Raw genomic sequence first — 23,528 nt, forward strand, 5'->3', positions numbered from 1 at the left:
TAGTTTGGCGAGCTGATGGCTGAAGAAGAGACAACGACGTCCGCACCGGAGCCGACAGGTGACGCCGGGGCCCCGCAGGCGGGCGACATGACCGTCGCGCAGCTGAGGGACTGGCTCCGCGCCTGGGTCGCCGAGGCCACCGGCAAGGACGTCTCGGAGATCTCCGACGACCGTCCGATGGAGGAGTTCGGTCTCGCGTCCCGCGACGCCGTCGCGCTGAGCGGCGACATCGAGGATCTGGTCGGCGTCACGCTGACGGCCACGGTCGCGTACCAGCACCCCACGATCGCCTCGCTCGCGACACGCATCATCGACGGGGAGCCCGAGTCGGAGAGCGGCACCACCGACGACGCGTTCTACCTGTCCGGCACCACCGACGACAGTCACGACATCGCCGTCGTGGGCGTGTCCACCCGCTTCCCGGGTGCCGGCCACACGCCGGACGAGATGTGGGACATGCTGTCCGGCGGACGCGACGGCATCACCGATCTGCCCGAGGGCCGGTGGTCCGAGTTCCTCGGCGACCGTGCCATCGCCGAGGCGGTGGAGAAGACGGTGACCCGCGGCGGGTACCTCGACGACGTCAAGACGTTCGACGCGGAGTTCTTCGCCATGTCGCCGCGCGAGGCGGCCAACGTCGACCCGCAGCAGCGCCTCGCGCTGGAGCTCACGTGGGAAGCGCTCGAGGACGCGCGGATTCCGGCCAACGAACTCAAGGGCACGCAGGTCGGCGTCTTCATCGGCACGTCGACCAACGACTACCAGATGATCGCCGTCAGCGATCCCGACCCGCACCCCTATGCACTGACCGGCACGTCGACCGCCGTCGTCGCGGGGCGCGTGTCCTACTTCTACGACTTCCGCGGGCCGTCCGTCGCGCTGGACACCGCGTGCTCGTCGTCCCTCGTCGCCGTGCACCAGGCGGTGCGCAGCCTCCGCACCGGCGAGTCGAGCCTGGCCCTGGCCGGCGGCGTGAACATGCTGCTCTCGCCCGCCGCGACGCTCGGATTCGGGCAGACCGGCGTGCTCGCACCCGACGGTCGCATCAAGGCGTTCTCGTCGGACGCCGACGGCATGATCCGCTCGGAGGGCGGCGGCCTGGTGGTGCTCAAGCGTCTCGAGGACGCCGAGCGCGACGGGGACACCGTGCTCGCGGTCATCGCGGGCAGCGCGGTCAACCAGGACGGTCGCTCGAACGGGCTGGCCGCGCCCAACCCGGACGCCCAGGCCGACGTCCTGCGGACCGCCTACCGCGACGCCCGCATCGTGCCCACCACCGTCGACTACATCGAGGCGCACGGCACCGGCACCATCCTCGGCGACCCCATCGAGGCCGATGCACTGGGTCGCGTCGTCGGCCGCGGACGCGACGCGGACAAGCCCGCGCTGCTCGGTTCCGCGAAGACGAACTTCGGCCACCTCGAGAGTGCCGCGGGCGCCGCGGGGCTCATCAAGGTGATCCTCGCGATGCGCGAGAACCAGGTGCCGCCGTCCCTGAACTACGCCGGACCCAACCCCTACATTCCGTTCGACGCGGCCAGGCTCCGCGTCGTCGACACCGCGACGGACTGGCCCCGGTACTCCGGCACCGCCATCGCCGGTGTCTCCGGCTTCGGTTTCGGCGGCACCAACGCGCACGTCGTGGTCCGCGAGTACGTTCCCGCCGCGTCGGCGCCGAGCGTTGCCGGCGCACCCGAGTTCGATTCGCCGGAGTTCGATTCGACAGCGGTCGATCCGGAAGCGCTGATCGGGGAGCCCGTGGGCGTTCCCGAGGAGACGCCGGCGGACATCGAGCGGGTACTCGCGGGCGTGTCGGCGTCTCCGGCCGAGTCCGAGGAGGCGCCGGAGCCGGGACCCGTTCTCCTCGCCGTGTCGGCGAGCATGCCGTCGCGCCGTCGTCGTGCGGCATCGGATCTGGCCGACTGGATCGAGTCCGAGGTCGGCAGCACCACGGACCTCGAGGCTCTCGGTCGGTCCCTCGCCCGTCGTAATCACGGGCGCTCCCGCGCCGTCGTGCTCGCCACGACGCGTGCCGAGGCCGTCGCCGGACTGCGCGCCGTCGCCGACAACAAGCCTGGCCCCGGCGTGTTCTCCGCCGACGCGCCCGCGTCCAACGGCCCGGTGTGGGTGTTCTCCGGCTTCGGTGCGCAGCACCGCAAGATGGCGAAGGACTTCTACGCGTCCGAGCCGCTGTTCGCCGCGGCGCTCGATCGCGTCGACGCGCTCATCGAGGACGAGTCCGGGTACTCGATCCGGGCGATCGTCTCGGACGACTCGCTCACGTACGACTTCGAGAACTCGCAGGTCGGGATCTTCGCGATCCAGGTGGCGCTCGTCGAGACGCTGCGTGCGTACGGCGCTGCGCCGACCGCGGTGGTGGGCCACTCGATGGGTGAGGTCGCCGCCGCGTACGCCGCCGGTGGTCTGAACCTCGAGGACGCGGTGCGCATCATCGTGGCGCGTTCGCGACTGCTCGGCGAGGGCCAGGAAGGTCTCGGCGACGCCGAGGCCGGCGCGATGGCGCTGGTGGAATTCTCCGCGCAGGAGGTCGCCGACCTCACCGACCGCTTCCCCGGGGTGGAGCCCAGCGTGTACGCAGCGCCGACGCACACGACCGTGGGCGGACCGGCCGAGCCGGTGCGACAGGTGGTCGAGTACGCCGAGTCGCTCGGCAAGATGGGCCGCATCCTCGACGTGAAGGGCGCCGGACACACCTCGGCCGTCGATCCGTTGCTGGGCGAGCTCGCGGCCGAACTGATGGGCATCGAGCCCACCCCACTCGCCGTGTCGGTGTTCTCGTCGGTGGACAGGGAAGCGTTCTACCGCGCGGGTCACGAGCCGATCCACGGTGTCGAGTACTGGACCAAGGGTATGCGCCATCCCGTCTGGTTCACCCAGGCGGTCAAGCTGGCCGTGGATGCCGGCTACACCACCTTCGTGGAGTTGTCGCCCAATCCGGTGGCGCTGATGTCCGTCGCCGCTACGGCCTGGGCGACGGGTGTCCCGGACGCGACGCTGATCGCGACGCTCAAGCGCAAGGAGAGCGAGCCCGCGACGTTCCTCGCCGCACTCGCCGAACTCTACGTGCACGGCCATGCCGTGACGCTGTCGAGTCTGTTCGGGCCCGGCGAGTACGCGGAACCGCCACGCACCGCCTTCGTGCGCAAACACCACTGGATCGACGCCGCGGTGCACCTGGGCAGCGGCAGCGCCGGGGGCGCGCGAGTCGCGTTGCCCGATGGCCGCGTCGTCTGGGAGACACCGGTGGCCGGTGTGTCCGCCATCGGAGATCTGGTGTCGACACTCGCAGGCGAGGTGCTGGGCGACGTGACGGTCGGCGCCGTGGTCACGCAGCGCCCCGTGCCCACCACCGGTTCGCTCACCACCACGCTCACCCCGCATCCGGGCGGTGCGTCCCTCCAGGTGCACTGGAACGACGGCACCCTCTTCGTGCCGGTCGCCGACGCCGTGGTCACCGCGGCGGGCAGTGTCGGATCACTGGCTCCCGCAGGCGATTCCGCCGCGGCGGCTCCGTTCGTGGAGGAGGAACCCGAGGTCGTCGACGACTTCGGCGATCGCTGGATCCCGAACGGGACCCAGACGATGGAGGATCGTCTCGCGATCATCGTCGCCGAGTCGATGGGGTACGCGCCGGAGGATCTGCCGGCCGAGATCCCGTTGATCGAACTGGGTCTCGACTCACTGATGGCCGTGCGCATCAAGAACCGCGTGGAGTTCGAGTTCGACATCCCCCAGGTGCAGTTGCAGGCCGTGCGCGACGCCAGCCTGCGTGAGGTGGAGAAGTACCTCCGCTACGCGCTGGACAATCGCGAGGAGGTCGCGGCGCTCGCCGAGCAGCAGGAACGCGAGCGCACGGCCGAACAGGCCGCCGATCAGACGCCCGAGCAGGAACCCCCTGTCGCACAGCCGGATCTGGTGATCGCCGAGCCCGAGACGGCGGTCGACGAGACCGTACCGGGATCCGACAGCGGCCAGGCGGGCCCGACCACGGCGACGGCGTTCGAGGCGCCCGTGTCCGACGCGGTGACCGACGTGGGCGACGCACAGTCGTTCGCGGAGGCGACCGGGACGGACGTCGCACCGCGTGACGCCGCGGAGCGCCTCACCTTCGCGACGTGGGCCGTCGTGACGGGGCAGTCCGCCAGGGGCATCTTCAATCCCCTTCCCGTGCTGGACGATCCGACAGCCGAGAAGCTCGCGGAGCGTCTGAGCGAGCGGTCGAAGGGCGAGATCACGTTCGACGACATCCTCGACTCGGAGACGATCGAGCAGCTCGCCGACGTGGTGCGGCCGTTCCTCGAGTCGGGTGACGTCACCGGACTGGTGCGCACGCTGCGCGCTCGCCCGGAGGGCTCCACCGCGGTGCCGGTGTTCGTCTTCCATCCCGCGGGCAGTTCGTGCGTCGTGTACGAGCCGCTGCTCAAGCGACTCCCGGCGGACACGCCGATGTACGGCTTCGAGCGCACGGAGGGACCGATCGAGGATCGCGCCCGCGCTTATCTGCCCCTGCTCCGGGAGATCCAGGGCGACGGGCCGTACGTGCTGATGGGCTGGTCCCTCGGCGGTGTGCTCTCGTACGCCGTCGCGACGATGCTCCGCGAGGAGGGCGCCGACGTGCGCTACGTCGGGCTCATCGACACCGTCATGCCGTACGAGCCGATCCCGGACACCGCGGAGGAGATCGAGCTCCGCTGGAAGCGCTACGCGCAGGTGGGCAAGAAGCTCTACAACGTCGACTACCCGCTGCCGTACGAGAAGCTGGCACAGGCCGACGACGACGGCCAGATCAAGATCATCATGGACATGGTCAAGATGAGCAGCGCCAAGATCCCCAGCGGCATCATCGAGCACCAGCGCACGTCCTGGTTGGACAACCGCGCGATCCAGACCGCCCGGCCCCAGCACTACGACGGGGACGTCACGCTCTACATGGCGGACAAGTACCACGACGACGCCATCGCGCTCGAGCCTCGACTCGGCAAGCGGGAGCCGCACGGCGGCTGGGCGCCGTTCGCACCGAATCTGGACATCGTGCACATCGGCGGTGACCACCTCGCGGTGATCGACGAGCCGTACATCCGCGCGATCGCCGCGGATCTGACGGGCAAGATGCGAGACATTTCGGCGTCGATCACGCCGGAGGGAAGCGAGTCGCACACGTGAGCACCACTGCCGCCAAGCTGGCCGAACTGCGCGAGAAGTTGGAGGTGGCGCGGGAACCCGCAGGGGACGTCGCCATCGCCAAGCGCGCGAAGAAGGGCATTCCGAGTGCGCGCGAGCGCATCGACATGCTGCTCGATCCGGGTTCCTTCGTCGAGATCGGCGCCCTCGTCCGCGCGCCCGGCAACCAGGACTCGCTGTACGGCGACGGCGTGGTCACCGGCCACGGCACGGTCGACGGCCGACCGATCGCCGTGTTCTCGCACGACCAGACCGTGTTCGGCGGCACCGTCGGCGAGATGTTCGGCCGCAAGGTCGCGCTCATCATGGAGTTCGCGGCGGACGTCGGTTGCCCGTGCGTCGGTATCAACGACTCGGGCGGCGCGCGTGTGCAGGACGCCGTCACGTCGCTGGCTTGGTACGCGGAGCTCGGTCGTCGGCAGGAACCGCTGTCCGGCATGTGCCCGCAGATCTCGGTGATCCTGGGCAAGTGCGCCGGCGGCGCCGTGTACGCGCCGATCAACACCGACATCATCGTGGCCACCGAAGAGGCCTACATGTTCGTCACCGGCCCGGACGTCATCAAGTCCGTCACCGGCGAGGACGTCAGCCTCCACGATCTCGGGAGTGCCCGGAAGCAGGCCGAGTACGGCAACGTGCACCACGTGGCTCAGGACGAGAAGGCAGCGTTCGAGTGGGTGCGCAAGTACCTGTCGTATCTGCCGTCGAACTGCCACGAGCAGCCGCCGGTCATCAACCCCGGTCTCGAGCCGACCATCACGGACGACGATCGTTCGTTGGACACCTTCATGCCGGACTCGGACAACGCCGGGTACGACATGCACGAGATCCTGCTGCGGATCTTCGACGACGGTGACTTCCACGAACTCACCGCACAGACCGCGTCCAACATCATCGTCGGGTTCGCCCGCGTCGACGGTCGTCCGGTGGGAGTGGTGGCCAACCAGCCGATGCACCTCAGCGGCGCGTTGGACGCGGCGAGCAGCGACAAGGCGTCTCATTTCATCAACATCTGCAACGCCTTCGAGATCCCGCTCGTGTTGGTCACGGACACACCGGGATTCCTGCCGGGGCTCGAGCAGGAGAAGATCGGCGTCATCAAGCGCGGTGGCCGGTTCATCTTCTCGTACGTGTGCGCATCGATCCCCAAGGTCACCGTCGTGATCCGCAAGTCGTACGGCGGCGGATACGCGGTGATGGGGTCGAAGCAGCTCGGCGCCGACATCAACTTCGCCTGGCCCACAGCACGTATCGCGGTGATGGGCGCGGAGGGTGCGGTGTCGATCATGGCGCGCAAGCAGCTGGCCGAGGCGGGCGACAACGCCCCGGCTATCCGTCAGGGATTCATCGACTTCTACAACGAGCACGTGGCGACGCCGTGGGTGGCCGCCGAGCGCGGTTACATCGACGCCGTGATCGAGCCGTCCACCACGCGTCTCGAGATCCGCAAGGCCCTGCACATCCTGCGCGACAAGGCGAAGGAACCGCGACCGAGAAAGCAGCATCTGTTCCCGATCTAGTTCCGCCGGGGCTATCGTGCTGCCATGAGACGGACCGTGGTCGTCCTGGCCTGCGTCGGAGCGGTCGTGGTGCTGGTGGTGGCCGCGGTGGTGGCGGTGGTGATCACGCGGTCGTCCACGACGTCTCGCGACGATGCGCGGTTCCAGGAGTCGATCGCGTCATTCTACGAGTCACCGGACACGCCTGCCGCGCCGGGCGAGCTGATCCGCATCGAGCCGATCGACGGTCTGGACGTGCCCGGCGGCACGGCCTACCGGATGCTCTACGGCACCCAGCGTCCCGACGGGTCGCCCGCCGTCTCGTCCGGAATGCTCATCGTGCCGACGGCACCGGCGCCGCCGGGTGGTCGTCCGGTTCTGGCGTGGTCTCACGGCACGCTCGGCTTCGGAGACGAGTGCACCCCGTCGCGGCGGTACCACCCGACGATGGACACCCTGGACTTCACGAACTGGTTGCCGTCCGTGATGGAGCGCGGGTGGGTCGTCGCGGCGACCGACTACACGGGCCTCGGCACCGCCGGGGACACCTACTATCTGATCGCCCGCAGCGAGGCGCAGGACGTTCTGAACTCGGTGCGGGCGGCGCGTGATCACGCTCCGGCGCAGGCGAGTTCGGTGTACGCCACGTTCGGGCACTCGCAGGGTGGTCACGCGGCGATCGGCACGGCGATGTTCGCCGACTACGCGCCCGAGCTCCGGTCGGTGGGCGCGGCGGCGGCAGCACCCGCGGCGCTGCTGGGTCCGCTGTTCTCCGAACAGTGGAACACGTTCGTGGCGTGGGGGATCGGGCCCAGCGTCGCGGTCTCGTGGCCGGTCGTGTATCCCGACCTGCCGCTCGAGGGGGTGCTCGGCGACGCGGCGATGTCGCGCTACCGGTCGCTGGCCGACGGGTGCATCACGGACGAACTGCCCGAACTGCTGCTCGAGCGCGCCGAGGGGGAGCAGTTCTTCGACTCCGACCCCATGCAGAACCCGGACTGGGCTGCCGCCGCAGCGGATCAGGCAATCGACCTCTCGCGCGTCGACGTACCCCTCTTCGTCGTCCAGAGCCTCGCCGACACGGTCGTCCTCCCGAACACGACGGCGCTGCTGGCCCGGACGGCCTGCTCCGCACCGTCTCCCGAGTCCGACGTCGCCTGGATCGGCCAGGTGGCACACCAGGACACGGCGAAGGTCGGCGGGCTGGTGGCGGTCGACTGGTTGCAGGACCGCTTCGACGGCGTCCCCGCGCCGAACTCGTGCTCACACCCGTCGCCGATCGCGCCGGCGGATCCCACAGGGTGACGAACGCTGTCTAGTAGACCCGCAGCGTCCCCGGCGACCACAGCCCGCTCCGGGTCTGCTCGGTGACCTCGACGGTCGCTGCGGACGCGCTCGGATCGAACCTGTCGTAGCGCTCGAGCGAACCCCAGTCGCGTCCCCAGTCGTGGTTCAGGTACGTCGGGACGGTGGTGGGTGTCGCCAGCATCTCGGTGAAGCCCAGCGGGCCACCGTTCTCCGCGGCCTGCCACGTGTCGGTGGACGAGACCGCCAACCCGCGATCGGGCAGGATGCGGAAGTTCGGCACCTCGGCGACGCCGTCGAGATGGTCGAACGGACGCTGGCACGGGAACTGCAGCCCCACGGCCCAGTCCAGCAGGACGGGCTGCGTCGTGCCTATCTCCTCCTGCAGCGGGACGACCACGGGCACGCGGGGCGGCGTGAAGGCCAGCCACTGGTCACCGGTGAGGTTGGGATCGTTGGCGACCACACGCACGGCATCCGCATCGGGGGAGAGCTCGTCGAGCGGGATGCGCAGGTTGCGCCACGACGGTGCCGGGCCGATGTCCTTGGGGAGGTAGTCGCCCTGGACCTGCACCGAGCCGTCCGGCTGCCGGATGCCGTACTCGACGCGGAGCGACTGACCGTACGTGTTCTCGCCGGTCTCCTGGTTCTCGGACCAGATGCGGCCGGCCGCACTGACCACCACCAGGGGCGCGTCGTCACTGCGCGCGGGGAGGCCGTACCAGCTCGACGTCGCGTAGGCCGGTGTCTGCACCCCGGTCTGGTACGAGCCGAGGACGGGTGTCGTGGCGGGGTCGAGCCCGAAGGGCAGGCGCGCGGTGGAGCCGTTGACACCGGCGGCGCCGACACCACCCGCGGTACCGGAGGACTGGCCCTCCTCGAAGGACGCGCCCACGGACTGCTGGTCGGTGTTGCCCTGTCCGGGCTTGACCTCCACGGCGTCGGCACTGAGGTCGGTGGGGATGCCGTTGGGTGTGAAGCCGACGGGCTCGGCGCCGCCCAGTGGGCCCGTGGCAGTGTCCACCGGTCCCGGAAGTGGCGACAGCACACCGGCGTTCGGGTCGGACTCCACGAGGACATCCCCGGCCAGTCCGCAGCTGTTGCCGGCCAACGCCTGCACGTTGGAGCGACCGAGCGAGTAGGCGGGGTACTGCGAGACGGCACCCTTGAGGAGCGAGAGGATCTCGAACAGGACGAGCAACCCGGCCACCACGGTGAGCGGCGCGGCCGCGAACTTGCGGATGCGCCGCCCGCGTTCGGTTCCGGGCTTCGGTTGCGGCGCAGCGAATCCCTCGCGGAGATAGTGCCATGCCGCGAGTCCGACGGCGGCGAAGAACAGGATCAGCAGCACGGTGTTGGACTGGATCCCCTTGACCGAGACCACCTTGTCGAACCACGGCACGCCGTAACTCGAGACGTACCAGTACCCGTTGATGCCCGAGAACGACAGTGCGAGAACGAAGGCGAGACCGACGACGAAGACGGTGCGGTTGCGCCGCGACCGCAGTGCACTGGCCGAGACCGCGACGGCGGTGAGCGCCGCGAGCGAACCGGCGATGCCGGCGTACACCCCGAAGTGGTGGGTCCACTTCGTCGGGTTGAACATCATGAAGAAGATGGTGCCGAAGACGACACCGATGAGACGCCACGCCGGACCGGACGGCACGCCCGGGATGCGCTTGCGCCGCAGCAGGACGAACACCGTGGTGAAGAGGCACAGCAGCGTGGTCAGGAAGGCGAAGCGGCGGGCGACCGATCCGTCGACCGTCTGGACGAAGAGGTAGTAGTACCGCAGGAAGTCGTTGTACCAGGGCAGGTTCGGACCGATGAGCGTGCGGACACGCGTCGACTCCTGGACCGCCGCGAAGGTCTGGTCCCCGTAGACGACGATGAGGACCAGCACGCCGGCACTGGCGATGGGTGCCAGCAGCGGCAGCGTCCCGACCATGCGGTGCCGTTTGACCACGATGCGCACCAGCGGCCGGATGCCCGTCAGGATCGCGGCGACACACATGAGGCCGGTGGGTGCGGCGGCGAGGGTGAAGGCGCCGATCAGCGCTGCCATGGCGGCGGGGAGCAGCCGTCCGGTCGCGATGGCGCGCTCGACGGAGCACCACGTGAGCAGGGCGCCGAGGGCCACGACGGGCTCGGGACGCAGCCCGTTGTTGTACGGCAGCCAGAAAGCGAGGAAGACCAGTCCGCCGGTCCAGACGGCGACCGAGTTGACGCGCACCGCGCGCCCGAGGCGCGGGACCACCTCGCGGCTGATGACCAGCCAGCACAGGATGCCGGCGATCAGCGCGGGCAGGCGCATCCAGGGGCTCGCCGTCGAGATCTTGGCGAACGCGGCCAGCACGTCGTAGTACCAGCCGAAGGGCGCCTCGGGGACGCCGAACCAGCGGAAGTAGTTGGCCATGTAGCCGGCGTGCTCGGAGACGCGGGCCATGGTGAGCAGGTACCCGTCGTCCGCGGTGTTGGCGCCGAAGAAGTGCCAGCCGGCAAGTGCGCCGACCACCACCGCGTCGATACCGGTGACCTTCCACCAGTGCGCGGGGAAGAAGCGGCGGTGGGTGCGGCCGTCGACACCGTCGAGCCTGGCCAGCGCACTCAGTGCGAGCGCCGTGCAGGCGATGGCGGCAGCCATGGCGAGCAGCTTGAGCACGGTGGGCGACGACGAGAAACGGGAGTCGACGGCGATCGACACGTCGAGGCCCGGGTACTGCGCGGCGCTGCCGGCGAGGTCGGAGTAGACGCCGACCACCTGGGGCCGCAGGTCGCCGCCGAGCTGACCCGCGCGGGGATTTCCCTGTGCGTCCACGAGCCCGTCGAACGACGCGGACGTGGCATCGATGGTGGACGTGAAGGTGATCGCCCCGCACGCGGCCGACTGCACCTCGGAGCGTGGGGCGGAGACGATCACGACGTTGCGGTCGAGGACGTCGACCGTGTTCTCGCCGACGCGGACGAACATCGCGTTCAGCGCGGCGCCCTCGCCCTGCGGCGGCGCGGTGGAGAGGAGGATGCCGCCCGCGGCCGGCACGTCCGCGACGGCGCTGCAGGGGATGGAGACCGACATCGAGACCGGCACCTGGGACATCAGGGGTGCATCGACACTGTCGACGGTGCCGTCCTGCGGCCACTGGACGACGGCGTCGTCCTGCGTGACCGGAAGGAACGGGGTCAGAATCGCGAAGAGAACACCGAGAACCCCCGCCACCATCGCCACGAGGCGGGTGGTGCGGTACTGCTGTCGGACGTCCACCGAGCGATCCGGGCCGGCAGGTGTCGGCGCGGTCGGCGAAGAGGTGAGGGCGTCGGGCACGGCTCCCGATGTTATGCGACCGTGATCCGGTTGCTGCACCCGCTGGTTACTTACTGGTACTTGATGTGTCCGGGCGACCAGATGCCCGAACGCGACGACGTGGTCACGTCGGGTTCGACGGCCACCGCGTCCGGGTCGAGGGGCAGATAGCGCTCGAGGGATCCCCAGTCGCGATGGAGGTCGTCCGCCAGGTAGGTCGGTACCGTCTCCGCGCGCAGGACCAGTCCGGTCCAGCCCAGGGGGCCGCCGCCGACGGAGTCCTGCCAGGCGTTGGTCGACTCGGCCCCGTTGCGGTCGGGCAGGATGCGCCACTCCGGCAGTTCGGCGACTCCGTAGCGGTGGTCGAACGGCCGCTGGCACGGGAACGCGAGTCCGACGGACCAGTCCAGCAGCACCGGGTCGGTGGACCCGACGACGTCGTTGAGAACAGTGGTCCGCGGTGCGCGCGGCGGGGTGACGGCGAGCCACTGGTCGCCCGCCAGATCCTCGTCGGAGGCGACGAGTCGCACAGCGTTCGCGGTCGGCGGGACCTGGTCGAGGGGGACCCGCAGGTTGCGCCACGACGGTTGCGGGCCGATGTCGATGGGTGCGACGCGTCCGAGGATCTCTTCGGCACCGTCCGCCCCGACCCTGGCGTACTCCACCTCGAGGCTCTGCCCCGGGGTGACGATGCCGTCGGTGTCGACCGAGCGGATACGACCCGCCGCAGTGACGGACAGGAAGTCTCGCTGCGCGGCGTCGGGCAGTGCGTACCAGCCGGACGTGAGGCTCGCCGGTGCGGCGTCACCGGAGCCGAAGCTGCCGAGCACCGGCGTGGTCGCGGGGTCCAGCCCGAACGGCAGCGCGATCCGCGAGCCGTTGACGCCGGTGCCGGCGGTGGTGCCGCCCCCGGTGCCCGCGCTGTTCGCGGTGGCCTGCTGATCGGTGTCCGAGGGGTCGACCGAGTTGGCTCCGCCCGTCGCACCCGAGCTCTCGCGATCGGCGCTCAGATCGCCGGCGACGCCGTTCGGGGTGAAGCCGACGCTGTCGGTCCCGGCGAGCGGGTCGGCGCCCGGCTCCGGGTTCAGCGGCCGGAGCATCGAGGCGTTCGGATCGGTCTCCACCAGGACGTCGCGTGCCAGGCCACACGATTGACCGAGGATCGAGTTCACGTTGGACCGGGCCACCGAGTACGCGGGGTACTGCGACACCGCGCCCTTCAGCAGGGACAACACCTCGAACAGCACCACGAGGCCGGCCACGACGGTGAGTGAGGCCCCGCTGAAACGCCGGGTCCGCGCCGGCTCGGCGCCGACGTAGGGAGCGCGGAAGTGTTGCCATGCGGCGTACGCCAGCGTCAGCACGGTGAGCCCGAGCAGCAGCGTCGCGAAACCCTTGCCGGCGATGGACGGGGGCTTGTCGAACCACGGCACGCCGTAACTCGAGACGTACCACCACCCGTTGGACCCGGTGAACGCCAGCGCGGTGAGGAACAGGACGGCGGCCGTGAACAGAGTCCGGTTGCGCGGTGAACGCTCCGTCGCCGACATCACGGCGATGGCGGCGAGCGCGGCGAGAGACCCTGCGAGCCCGGCGTAGACGCCGAAGTGGTGCGTCCACTTGGTCGGCGTGAACATCATGAGGGCGAGGGCTCCGGCGACGATGCCGAGGATGCGGCGGGACGGACCGGTCGACGTTCCCGGGATCCGGCCGCCGCGGCGCAGCATCACGACGAGACAGGTCACGAGGCACAGCAGCATCGCGAAGACGGCGAAGCGGCGGGCGAGCGATCCGTCGGGCGAGATGTTGAGCAGAGCGTCCCAGCGGTACCGCTCGTCGAACCACTTCACGTTGGGTCCGACCGCGGATCGGACACGGGTGGCCTCGAGGACGGAGGCGACGGTCTGGTCGGCGAACACGGCGAACAGCACCACGGTGCCCGCCGCGAGGATCGGGGCCAGCAGCGCGGGCAGTCCGACGGCGTGGCGCCGACGGACGACGATCTGGATGACCGGGCGCGCGCCGGCCAGCAGCGCGGCGATCGCGATGAGGCCGGTGGGTCCGGCAGCGAGGGAGAAGGCGGCGATCACCACGGCCACGGCCGCGGGCAGCAGGCGCCCGGTGGAGACCGCGCGCTCGATGGAGCACCAGGTGAGCAGAGCGCCGAGTGCGATGATCGGCTCGGGACGCAGGCCGTTGTCGTAGGGCAGCCAGAAGGCCAGGAAGACCAGACCGGCCGTCCACACGGCCACCGGTCGGGTGCGCACCGCGCGACCGAGGCGCGGGATGACCTCCCGAGAGATGACGAGCCAGCACAGGACGGCCGCGATCAGCGCGGGCAGGCGCATCCACGGGCTGGCGGTCGACACCTTGGCCAGTGCGGCCAGCATGTCGTAGTACGGCATGCCGAAGGGCGCCTCGGGCACGCCGAACCACCGGTAGTAGTTGGCCATGTATCCCGAGTGCTCGGAGACCCGCGCCATGTTGAGCAGATATCCGTCGTCCGAGGTGTTGGCGCCGATGACGTGCCACAGCAGCAGCGTCCCCACGACCACGGCATCCACGCCGGTGACCCGGAGCCAGTGCCGGGGGAAGAACCGCCGTGCGCGCCGGCCGTCGGCGTCGTCGAGCCGGTGCAGTGCGACCAGCGACGCGACGACCAGGAGCGACCCCAGCACGATCGCGAGCAGTTTCAGCGTCGACGGTGAGGAGGAGAACCGGGAGTCCACGTCGATGCGTACCGACATGTCGGCCGGTGCGGATCCGGTCAGGTCGCTGAACACCCCGACGGTCTGGGGGCGCACGTCGCCCGGGGCCGTGCCGGTGAGATCGCCGACCGCCGCGGTGGTGCTCTCCGGCGTCGAGGTGAGAGTGAGCGCATCGCAACCGGCCACGGTGTCCGCGGGCACCGAGAGCAGCAGTTGGTCGCGCAGCACGACGGTGACGTCGCCGGCGTCGGTCCGTGTGACCACGAGGCCCACGCGCCGGGCGTCCGGTGACTGCGGCGCAACGGTGGACAGCACCAGGCTGCCCGGCGCGGCGTCGGCGAGAACGGAACACGGGACGGTGGCCGACAGCGAGAGCGGGTTGTACGAGACGAGGGGCGTCTCGACGCTGGTGAACGAGCCGTCCTGCGGCCAGGTGACGGACGCGGCGTCCTGCTCGACGGGCAGGAGCGGGGTGAGGATCGCCAGAAGTGTGCCGAGCAGACCCGTGACGATCGCGACGATGCGCGTGGTGGCGAACTGTCCCGACCGGCCTCCGGCCTTCCCGAAGGCGAATCGACTCGGTCTCGACGCCGGGGCCGGTGGTTCGGTCGTCGTCTCGGCGGTTGTCGGCACGCCACGATGCTAGGCGACGAGACCCGCCCCGCCAGAATCCGCGACCGTCAGCGGACGTCCCACACGTACGTGCCGTCGATCTCGGTGGCGGTGCGACCCAGCAGATCGTCGACGGTGTCGCGCAGTGCCTCCTGGTTCTCGGTCGGGGGCAGCATCACCACGTCGGCGTCCCAGAACGCGAGGTCCTCTCGCGCCGTGCGTCGCTGATCGTCGTTCAGTGTCGGGACGATGCCGGTGCGTCCCGCGGTGCCGAGCAGCTTCGCGGTGGGTCGATCGATCGCGCCGTACTTCGCCTCCCCGTCCGGTTGTCCGCTCGGTCCGACGAAGTAGCCACCGGCGATGCGGTACTCGAGCCCGGTGTCCACCTGCCAGCGCAGCGCTGCGGCGGTGCCGGGATTCGGGACCGGCACGGTGACGATCGATCCCGGGTCGTCGGTGTCGACGTACTCGCGCCACGTCCCGTCCGCCAGGAACGACGGGGTCTCTCCCCGGTCGGCCGTCGGCAGCGGTGTCGGTGCGAGGGGGACGAGTGCGACGGCGAGAGCGCCCGTCCACACCACGGCGACGCGGCGCGACGCGGGTGCGGTCAGGACGTGATCGGTGACCATCGCGATCAGCAGCGACATGGCCGGCACCGCGGCCAGTACGAACCGGGTCTCGAGGACGGACTGCAGGAGCGGGATCCGGTCGAGGTACTCGCCGGGCAGGGCGATGCCGGTCTCCGTCCCGTCGACCACGAGGGCGACGCCCAGTGAGGCGACGCCGAGGATCAGGATCGACACGAAGGCGGCCACCGCGATCGGACGGCGGCGCAGCACCACGGCGGAGACCACGACGAGAAGCAGCAGCGGGATGCCGAAGTACGCGTTCTGCTCGGTGGGGTTCAGGGCGACGTCGTCCATCGGAAACGCTGCACCCCAGAGCGACTGGGGCGGGAACCGGACGAGTGACACCAGATCGTTCCCGGGCAGATTGTGGTCGAGGTAGCTGTAGTGCTGTCGCCCGCGGAACTGCCACCACAGGGGTAGCGCGACGAGCACCGTTGTCAGCAGTGCGGCACCCAGCACGGGCAGGGCCGCGTGCCGGACCATGGGGACGATCCGGCGCGGCCGGAACACCCAGTACAGCACCGTGATCAGGGCGACGGCGACCGCGAAGACGAGGAGCGGCTCCTCGCCGAGCATCACCTGCCACGCCACCAGGAGACCCAGGACGACGGCGTGACGGCGACGGCGAGTGTTCTCCGCGTCGGCGATGCGGACGAGTAGATACAGGATGAACGGCAGGACTCCGAGCACGACGAAGTTGGGGTGGGCGTTGGCGTGCGAGATCATGCCCGGCGCGAACCCGCAGAGGAGCCCGCCGAGACCCGCGGCCGCTCGTGACCGGATCACGGTGCGAGAGAACAGGAAGTACCACCCGTAAGCGGTGGTCGCCAGCCCGAGCGTCAGGGCGAGGGTGAACGTGGCCGCCGGTCCGAAGGCCAGAGTGATCGGTGTCAGAGGTACCGACAGGCCGAGCATCGCGGTGTTGGCCATCATGTTCACGCCGTCGGGCGCGTTCTGCAGGTCGGAGAAGAACGGGTTGTCGAGATGGGTGACCGAGCGGGCGGTCACGGCGAAGAACCACTCCCACATGGTCTGGTCCTGGCCGCTGAAACGGAGGTACTGCGACTGCAGGTGCTGCCACTGGTTGTGCAGCACCAGCACGGACAGCAGCGTGTAGACGGTGGCAGCGAGGAGGTCCGCTCGGCGGGCGGTCACGTGCGCACGACGAGGACGAACGGACCGATCTCGCGGATCTCGAACCGAGGGTCGTCGAACAGCGACTCGGGGTAGGAGACGGTGTAGCGGCGCACGTTCGGATCGTTGGGGTACACGTCCTCCGCGAGACGCAACGTGTAACCGTCGGCGCCGCGGCGGAAGAGGAACGCGTCGGGGGCGCGCCACGGCAGGGCATCGAGGGCGGCTGTCAGTTCGTCGCTGCTGCGCAGATCGCTCCACGACTCGATGGCGTCGGCGCGGGCGGCGAACTCGGCGAGCGGGTTCGCGTAGTGCGACGTCAGCCCCTGGAACCCGAAATACGGGTGGTACGCGAGGAACGTCGTGTCCGAGGTGAGCAACACCGTGTCGGTCCGCGGACCGGGCCGCGCCTCCTGGAGTGCCGCGTCGACCTCGCCGTAGTACGACACGGAACTCGGTGGTCTCTGATCGGCACGGACTCCGTCGCCGTCGGTGTCCGTGTACGCCACCGTGATCTCGTTCTGCAGGACGTGGGGGATGTCCTGGGCGAAGGCGACGGCGCCGACGATCCCGACCGCGACGGAGACGGTTCGGACCCGGGGCGACTCACTCGCCACCAGGTACAGCGCCCGAGCGCCCTCCACGAAGCCGAACACGCCCGCGGCGCCGAGGATCAGCACCAGCACTGCCTCGAGTCGGAAGCCGAGCAGGGTGGTACCCGCGACAGTGGCGAGCATCGACAGCAGACACCACCCGTAGACGGCGACGACGCCGAGACCCAGGGCCTGCGCACGGCGAGAATCACGGACGCGCACCACGATCCACAGAGTGCCGACGAGGCACAGGGCGCCCGTGAGGGTGAACTGCGCCATCGGGAAGGGCAGTTCGGACCCGGACTCCGGCAGGTAGTGCAGAGCGGTTCCGCTCTCCGCCGTGCTGCCCGTCAGCGACGCGAGCAGGTACGGCGCCCAGACGGTGAGCGCGAGCAGCCCGGAGATGCCTGCGATGACGACGAGGCGAAGTGCCGGGTCGAGCAGTACTGCGAGGGAACGGTTCTCCCGATAGCGCAGCACCGCCGCGACCACCGCCATGAGCACGACGGTGAAGGCCGCGATACCGAGATAGAGGGTGTAGACCGTCGCGGCGACACCGAGGAACAGGCCGGTGCCGACGACGGCTCCCCATCCTGCGCCGCGTGTCGACCCCGGGCGATGGAGTGCACCCCACGCCAGGATCAGCGCGGGCGGGATCATGACTGCGATCGTGGCGCCGTAGGCCTCGGGTGAACCGTAGGCCAGCATCAGGGCCGTCACGCCGAGCGCGGCCAGTACTGCCAGGTCCGCCCGAACGAGACTGCGCCACAGCACGAGCGAGACCACGGCGGCGACGGCGAGGGACGCGATGGCGTAGGGCTTGTAGGCCTCCCACCCGGCAATACCGAGCGCGTCCGCGACCCGGCCACCGACCCAGAACCACCCCGCGGGGTAGTACGGCGGGAGGTCGGCGTAGGTCATGTCGGCCAGTGCCGGCGAGTCGGTGAGGCGAGTGAGGTACTCGGTGCGGAACTCCTGATCCACCGAGATGCCGAACAGGTACAGCTTCGTGGCGGCCAGCGGCATGCCGAGTGTGACGGTGACGAATCCGGAGAGGCCGATCCACGACAGCAGGGTCGCGACACGGGGGGAGCGGCGCAGCCGGAGCATCACCACCGACGCGGCCAGCACCGCGAGAGCAGCCACCTGCCCGACCGTCGCGACGGCGCGAGTCACGTTGGAGGAGTTGAACGCCGGCCACTGCACCAGGGAGAAGGCGTACAGACCGACGGCCGCCACCGCGGCCGCGACGACTGCCGCGGCGACGGCCTCTGCGCTGGTACTCAGAGCCGTCCGCATGACTCTGTTCGGCATGGCCCTGCTCAGATGGGGAGTTTGCGGAAGATCGGACGCGGGACGTGCCGCAGCGCCATCATGACGAAGCGGAAGGGCCCCGGAGCCCACACCAGATCCTTGCCCTTGCGGGACGCGGACACGGCCAGTTTGGCGATGTCCTCCTTGTCCACCGTCAGCGGTGCTTCCTTGACGTGCGCGCTGAACTTGGTGCGCACCATGCCCGGACGGATGACGGTGACGCGAGGTCCGAACTCGCGCAGGGCTTCCCCGAGGCCGAGGTAGAACCCGTCCAGTCCGGCCTTGGTGGAGCCGTAGACGAAGTTGGAGCGGCGCACGCGCTCGCCCGCGACGGAGGACATGACGATGATGCGGCCGAAGGCCTGCGCCTTCATCTTCTCGCCGAGGAGCACACCCACCGACACCGACGCGGTGTAGTTGATGTTGGCCGTGAGCACGGCCTTGTTCTGGTCCTGCCACAGCAGTTCCGGATCGAAGTCCACCGCGAACGCCACGATCGCGACGTCGACGTCGCCCTTCGACCAGGCCTCGTCGATGACCTTCGGGTGCGACGCTGTGTCGAGCGCGTCGAAGTCGATGACCTCGACGGACTTGGCGCCCTTGGCCGTCAGCTGAGCGACGGCCGCGTCACGCAGGGGATCGTTGGGCAGCGCCGCGAGAATCACGCGAGCCGACGACGTCGAGAGGTACTCCTCGGTGATCGCGAGGCCGATCTCGCTCGTGCCACCCAGTACGAGAATGGTCTGCGGGTCGCCCACAGCATCGATCGTCACAGCAGTTCCAACCTTCTGGCCATATCCGAGGCGAAGACGCCTGTGGGGTCGACGGATCGCCGAACGGCGATCCACTCGTCGATGCGCGGGTACATCGCGTGGAACGTGTCCGCGGACGTCCGGGAGTCCTTGGCTGTGTAGAGCCGTCCGCCGAACTCGAGCACCCGCCGGTCGAGGTCCGCGACGAACGCGCCGAGACCCTCCTTGATCGGGAAGTCGACGCAGACGTTCCAGCCCTCGATCGGGAAGCTCAGTGGCGCTTGGTTTCCCGGCCCGAAGAGCTTGAAGACGTTGAGGAACGAGTAGTGCCCCGAGCGCTGGATGTCGTGGATGATCTTCTTGAACTCGCCGACGGCCTGCGGCGGCACCACGAACTGGTACTGCAGGAATCCGGCCGGGCCGTAGGCCCTGTTCCACTCCCCGAACATGTCGAGCGGGTGATAGAACTGCGTCAGGTTCTGCACCTTGCCGCGGTAGGTACCCGACTTGCGGTACCAGAGCTCGCCGATGGGTCCGAACGTGTACTTGTTCGCGAGGCCGTTGGGGAACACGTCGGGGAAGGTCAGCAGCGGCTTCGCGCTGAAGCGCAGCGGATCCTTCTGCAGCTTCGCCGGCAGCTGGTCCAGGGTCGCGAGCGATCCGCGCGACAGCGCCGCACGTCCCAGCTTCGGCGGACCCGAGATGGCGTCGAACCAGGCGCTCGAGTAGTCGTACCGGCTCTCGCTGCCGTCGCTGTGGATCGCGATGGTCTCGTCGAGGCTCGCCGTCACGTCGCCGTCGGCGATGAAGTACGCGGTCTCGGTCGGCGTCATCTCGATGGTTGCTCGCAGGATGATGCCGGTCAGGCCGTTTCCGCCCACCGTGGCCCAGAACAGCGGCGCGTCGTCGCCGTCGGGCGTGATGTGGCGGACGGTGCCGTCCGCGAGCAGCAGCTCCATCGAGCGCACGTGATTGCCGAAGCTGCCGGCGCTGTGATGGTTCTTGCCATGGATGTCACACCCGATGGCGCCGCCGATGGTCACCTGACGAGTGCCGGGGAGCACGGGGACCCACAATCCGAACGGCAGTGCCGCACGCATCAGCTGGTCCAGGCTCACTCCACCGTCCACATCGACGATGTGCGTCTCCGCGTCCATCGAGTGGATGCGGTTCAGTGCGCTCATGTCGACGACGAGCCCGCCGCCGTTCTGCGCGTTGTCACCGTACGAGCGGCCGAGTCCGCGGGCGATGACGCCGCGCCGCAGATGGGACGGCTTGCTCTCGTTCTGCTCCGCGACCCGGAGGACGGCGGCGGCCACGATCTCGGGATCGGACGTGGTCAGCACCTGCGCCGTGGTGGGCGAGGTACGTGCCCACCCGGTGAGGGTGCGCGCACTGGTGGGTGGCAATTCGGTGATGGACATCGTTCGTCAGGTTACAGGCAGTGAGAGGGCCAGTACGCTGACGCTCTGTGTCATCAGACGATCACCAGCGCCTTCCTCTGCCCGTCGAGATCCCCGTCACGGAGAACACCGCCGACGACGCGCTGGATCTGCGGACCCAGATCGTCCGGTTCCTCGTCACCGGGGTGCTGTCGGCCGTCGTCGACTTCTCCATCACCATCGCGCTGCAGTACGGCCTGGACGTGCAGCTCTCGCTGGCCAAGGCCGCGGGATTCGTCGTGGGCACCACCGTCGCGTACCTGATCAACCGGCGCTGGACGTTCGCGGCACCGCCGTCGCGGGCGCGGTTCGTGGCCGTCGTCGTCCTGTACGCGGCGACGTTCGGTGTCCAGAACGTGCTGTACACGCTGTTCGGGCACCTGTGGCCCGAGACGATCCTCTACAGCGCCGCGGCGTTCGTCATCGCGCAGGGCACCGCGACGGTGATCAACTTCGTGGTCCAGCGAGCGGTGATCTTCAAGCTGCGCTGACGCGCCCGTGCGCCTTGTGCGCATCCAGGGATACGCGAAAGGCGCACGGGGGCTATGCCCAGTCCGCGAACGCGGGTGCCGCGGCGTCCTTGTCGGAGAGTTGGTAGGTCAGGGGTGTGCCGTCGCGGCCGTGGGTGGGCCAGTCGATGGCGAGGTCGGGGTCGAGCGGGTGGATGTCGCGGTCCGCTCCGGGGGTGTACTCGAGGCTGCACAGGTACATCACCGTGGAGTGGTCCTCGAGGGAGAGGATCGCGTGCCCGAGCCCGACGGGCAGGTACACCGCGCGGCGGTCGACGTCGTCGATGAGCACCGAGTCCCAGGTGCCGTACGTCGGTGAGTCCTTGCGGAGGTCGACCACGACGTCGAGGAACGCGCCGCGGGTGCAGGTGACGTACTTCGCCTGTCCGGGTGGGTCGACGGTGACGTGGATGCCGCGCAGCACACCGGCGGCGGAGACCGAGCAGTTGGCCTGCAGCAGTTCCAGGGGGTGGCCGACGGCGGCGGTGAAGGCGGAGTCCTTGTGCCATTCGAAAAACACGCCGCGGTCGTCGCCGAACTGGCGGGGAGTGAACTCGAACGCCCCGGGGACGCGCAGTTCGCGGAAGCTCACGGTCGGTGTCCTCTCTCGAGCAGGTCCAGCAGGTATGCCCCGTATCCGGACTTGAGCAGTGTCTGCGCGCGGGCGCGCAGGTCGTCGTCGGTGATGAACCCGCGTCGCCACGCCACCTCTTCGGGGGCGCCGATCTTGAGGCCTTGGCGCTGTTCGATGGTGCGCACGTAGTTGGAGGCGTCGAGGAGCGATTCGAAGGTGCCGGTGTCGAGCCAGGCGGTGCCGCGGGGCAGCACCTGCACCTGCAGTGTTCCCGCCTCGAGGTAGTGGCGGTTGACGTCGGTGATCTCGTACTCCCCGCGGGCGGAGGGGGCGAGGTCGCGGGCGATGGCGATGACGTCGTTGTCGTAGAAGTACAGCCCCGGCACCGCGTAGTTCGACCGCGGGTGCGCCGGTTTCTCCTCCAAGGAGAGGGCGGTGCCGCGTTCGTCGAACTCGATGACTCCGTATGCGCTGGGATCGGAGACCTCGTAGGCAAACACCGCACCGCCGTCGACGTCGGCGAACCGGCTCAACTGCGTGCCGAGGCCGGGGCCGTAGAAGATGTTGTCCCCCAGCACCAGCGCGGCGCCCTCGGTGCCGATGTGCTCGGCACCCAGCACGAACGCCTGCGCGAGGCCGTTGGGTTCGTGTTGGACCTTGTATGTCAGCGAGATGCCGAACTGGGAGCCGTCTCCGAGCAGCCGTCGGAATTGCTCGGCGTCCTGCACGGTGGTGATGACGAGGATGTCGCGGATCCCGGCGAGCATCAGCGTGGTCAGCGGGTAGTAGATCATCGGCTTGTCGTAGACGGGCACCAACTGCTTGCTCACGCCCTGAGTGATCGGATGCAGCCGCGACCCCGTGCCACCCGCCAGAATGATTCCCCGCATGATGGGCGAGTCTTTCAGACTGCGTCCGCCCTCGCCTCCCACGTACTCTTCGCCGCATGAGAATGCTCGTGACCGGCGGCGCCGGGTTCATCGGCGCGAACTTCGTGCACCTGACCGCCCGCACCCGCCCCGACATCGAGATCACCGTCCTCGACGCCCTCACCTACGCCGGCAACAAAGCCTCCCTCGACCCTGTCGCCGACCGCATCACCTTCGTCCACGGCGACATCACCGACACCGCCCTCGTCGACCGCCTCGTCGCCGACACCGACCTCGTCGTCCACTTCGCCGCCGAATCCCACAACGACAACTCTCTCGGCGACCCCTGGCCGTTCGTGCACACCAACATCGTCGGCACCACCACCCTTCTCCAAGCGGTCCGCACCCACGACGTCCGCTACCACCACATCTCCACCGACGAGGTCTACGGCGACCTCGAGCTGGACGACCCCGCCCGGTTCACCGAGAACACCCCCTACAACCCCTCCTCGCCGTACTCCTCCACCAAGGCCTCCAGCGACCTGCTGGTGCGAGCCTGGACCCGATCCTTCGGCGTCCGCGCCACCATCTCCAACTGCTCCAACAACTACGGGCCCTACCAGCACGTGGAGAAGTTCATCCCCCGCCAGATCACCGGCGTCCTCACCGGCATCCGCCCCAAGCTCTACGGCGCCGGCCACAACGTCCGCGACTGGATCCACGTCGAGGACCACAACACCGCCGTCTGGACCATCATCGACAAGGGCACCCTCGGGCAGACCTACCTCATCGGCGCCGACGGCGAAGTCGACAACCGCACCGTCGTCGAGACCATCCTCGAACTCTGCGGCCACGACAGCAGCGACTTCGACTTCGTCACCGACCGCCCCGGCCACGACCTGCGCTACGCCATCGACAGCACCCGACTGCGCACCGAACTCGGCTGGACCCCCCACTACTCCGACTTCCGCAGCGGACTCGCCGCCACCATCGACTGGTACCGCGACAACGAGTCCTGGTGGGCGCCGGGGAAAGCGGCGACCGAGGCGGCGTACGCATCGGCCGGCGAACGGACGCTCTGACAA

At 69.2% G+C, this 23,528-nt stretch carries 13 protein-coding genes; 5 read left to right on the plus strand and 8 right to left on the minus strand.

What is annotated here, in order from left to right:
- The first annotated feature begins 15 nt into the window (after positions 1-15).
- Genes pks13 through HQ306_RS19940 form a run of 3 tightly spaced genes read left to right on the plus strand, consistent with a single transcriptional unit; the run spans position 16 to position 8,006 of the window.
- The gene (gene pks13 / locus HQ306_RS19930; protein ID WP_374197684.1) at positions 16-5,184 is read left to right on the plus strand and encodes a polyketide synthase Pks13; all 5,169 of its coding nucleotides are present in this window, start codon (positions 16-18) and stop codon (positions 5,182-5,184) included.
- Complete coding sequence (locus tag HQ306_RS19935; RefSeq protein ID WP_056443109.1) at positions 5,181-6,722, plus strand: acyl-CoA carboxylase subunit beta; 1,542 nt, start codon at positions 5,181-5,183, stop codon at positions 6,720-6,722. The genes pks13 and HQ306_RS19935 overlap by 4 nt, the downstream gene beginning before the upstream one ends.
- A 24-nt stretch (positions 6,723-6,746) precedes the next feature.
- Complete coding sequence (locus tag HQ306_RS19940) at positions 6,747-8,006, plus strand: lipase family protein (RefSeq protein ID WP_222633251.1); 1,260 nt, start codon at positions 6,747-6,749, stop codon at positions 8,004-8,006.
- Between the two features lie 10 nt (positions 8,007-8,016).
- Here the strand turns inward: HQ306_RS19940 and HQ306_RS19945 are convergent, their stop codons facing one another.
- The 6 genes from HQ306_RS19945 to HQ306_RS19970 are packed head-to-tail and all read right to left on the minus strand — an operon-like array spanning position 8,017 to position 20,473.
- A complete protein-coding gene (locus tag HQ306_RS19945; RefSeq protein WP_222633252.1) occupies positions 8,017-11,328 on the minus strand; it encodes an arabinosyltransferase domain-containing protein in 3,312 nt (1,103 codons plus the stop codon).
- Positions 11,329-11,378: 50 nt separating this feature from the next.
- The gene (locus HQ306_RS19950; protein WP_222633253.1) at positions 11,379-14,648 is read right to left on the minus strand and encodes an arabinosyltransferase domain-containing protein; all 3,270 of its coding nucleotides are present in this window, start codon (positions 14,646-14,648) and stop codon (positions 11,379-11,381) included.
- Positions 14,649-14,695: 47 nt separating this feature from the next.
- Positions 14,696-16,411: a DUF6541 family protein gene (locus HQ306_RS19955; protein ID WP_222633254.1), complete on the minus strand. Its 1,716-nt coding sequence runs from the start codon at positions 16,409-16,411 to the stop codon at positions 14,696-14,698.
- Positions 16,408-18,297 carry a galactan 5-O-arabinofuranosyltransferase gene (locus HQ306_RS19960; protein ID WP_261770347.1) on the minus strand — a complete coding sequence of 630 codons (1,890 nt, stop codon included), beginning with the start codon at positions 18,295-18,297 and terminating at the stop codon, positions 16,408-16,410. The genes HQ306_RS19955 and HQ306_RS19960 overlap by 4 nt, the downstream gene beginning before the upstream one ends.
- 8 nt (positions 18,298-18,305) lie before the next feature.
- Positions 18,306-19,070 carry a decaprenylphospho-beta-D-erythro-pentofuranosid-2-ulose 2-reductase gene (locus HQ306_RS19965; RefSeq protein WP_027507284.1) on the minus strand — a complete coding sequence of 255 codons (765 nt, stop codon included), beginning with the start codon at positions 19,068-19,070 and terminating at the stop codon, positions 18,306-18,308.
- Positions 19,067-20,473: an FAD-binding oxidoreductase gene (locus HQ306_RS19970; protein WP_056443121.1), complete on the minus strand. Its 1,407-nt coding sequence runs from the start codon at positions 20,471-20,473 to the stop codon at positions 19,067-19,069. The genes HQ306_RS19965 and HQ306_RS19970 overlap by 4 nt, the downstream gene beginning before the upstream one ends.
- Positions 20,474-20,520: 47 nt before the next feature.
- Between HQ306_RS19970 and HQ306_RS19975 the strand changes: the two genes are divergently transcribed.
- Entirely contained in the window at positions 20,521-20,982 is a 462-nt protein-coding gene (locus tag HQ306_RS19975) for a GtrA family protein (protein ID WP_082544389.1), read from the plus strand.
- 52 nt (positions 20,983-21,034) lie between these two features.
- Here HQ306_RS19975 and HQ306_RS19980 read toward each other — a convergent pair whose 3' ends face one another.
- Both HQ306_RS19980 and rfbA read right to left on the minus strand, forming a co-directional pair.
- Positions 21,035-21,592: a dTDP-4-dehydrorhamnose 3,5-epimerase family protein gene (locus HQ306_RS19980; RefSeq protein WP_056443125.1), complete on the minus strand. Its 558-nt coding sequence runs from the start codon at positions 21,590-21,592 to the stop codon at positions 21,035-21,037.
- Positions 21,589-22,464 carry a glucose-1-phosphate thymidylyltransferase RfbA gene (gene rfbA / locus HQ306_RS19985; RefSeq protein WP_222633255.1) on the minus strand — a complete coding sequence of 292 codons (876 nt, stop codon included), beginning with the start codon at positions 22,462-22,464 and terminating at the stop codon, positions 21,589-21,591. The genes HQ306_RS19980 and rfbA overlap by 4 nt, the downstream gene beginning before the upstream one ends.
- 56 nt (positions 22,465-22,520) lie before the next feature.
- Between rfbA and rfbB the strand changes: the two genes are divergently transcribed.
- Positions 22,521-23,525, plus strand: coding sequence for a dTDP-glucose 4,6-dehydratase (gene rfbB / locus HQ306_RS19990; RefSeq protein WP_222633256.1), 1,005 nt, complete (start codon positions 22,521-22,523; stop codon positions 23,523-23,525).
- Positions 23,526-23,528 lie beyond the last annotated feature (3 nt).

Origin of the sequence: Rhodococcus sp. BP-160, from assembly GCF_019836205.1 — a bacterium.
Lineage (GTDB): Bacteria > Actinomycetota > Actinomycetes > Mycobacteriales > Mycobacteriaceae > Rhodococcoides.

Excerpts from the sequence above, each read along its gene's own strand:
- rfbB (WP_222633256.1), top strand. The coding sequence starts at position 22,521 with ATGAGAATGCTCGTGACCGGCGGCGCCGGGTTCATCGGCGCGAACTTC.
- rfbA (WP_222633255.1), bottom strand. The coding sequence starts at position 22,464 with ATGCGGGGAATCATTCTGGCGGGTGGCACGGGGTCGCGGCTGCATCCG.
- HQ306_RS19970 (WP_056443121.1), bottom strand. The coding sequence starts at position 20,473 with ATGTCCATCACCGAATTGCCACCCACCAGTGCGCGCACCCTCACCGGG.
- HQ306_RS19940 (WP_222633251.1), top strand. The coding sequence starts at position 6,747 with ATGAGACGGACCGTGGTCGTCCTGGCCTGCGTCGGAGCGGTCGTGGTG.
- HQ306_RS19960 (WP_261770347.1), bottom strand. The coding sequence starts at position 18,297 with ATGCCGAACAGAGTCATGCGGACGGCTCTGAGTACCAGCGCAGAGGCC.
- pks13 (WP_374197684.1), top strand. The coding sequence starts at position 16 with ATGGCTGAAGAAGAGACAACGACGTCCGCACCGGAGCCGACAGGTGAC.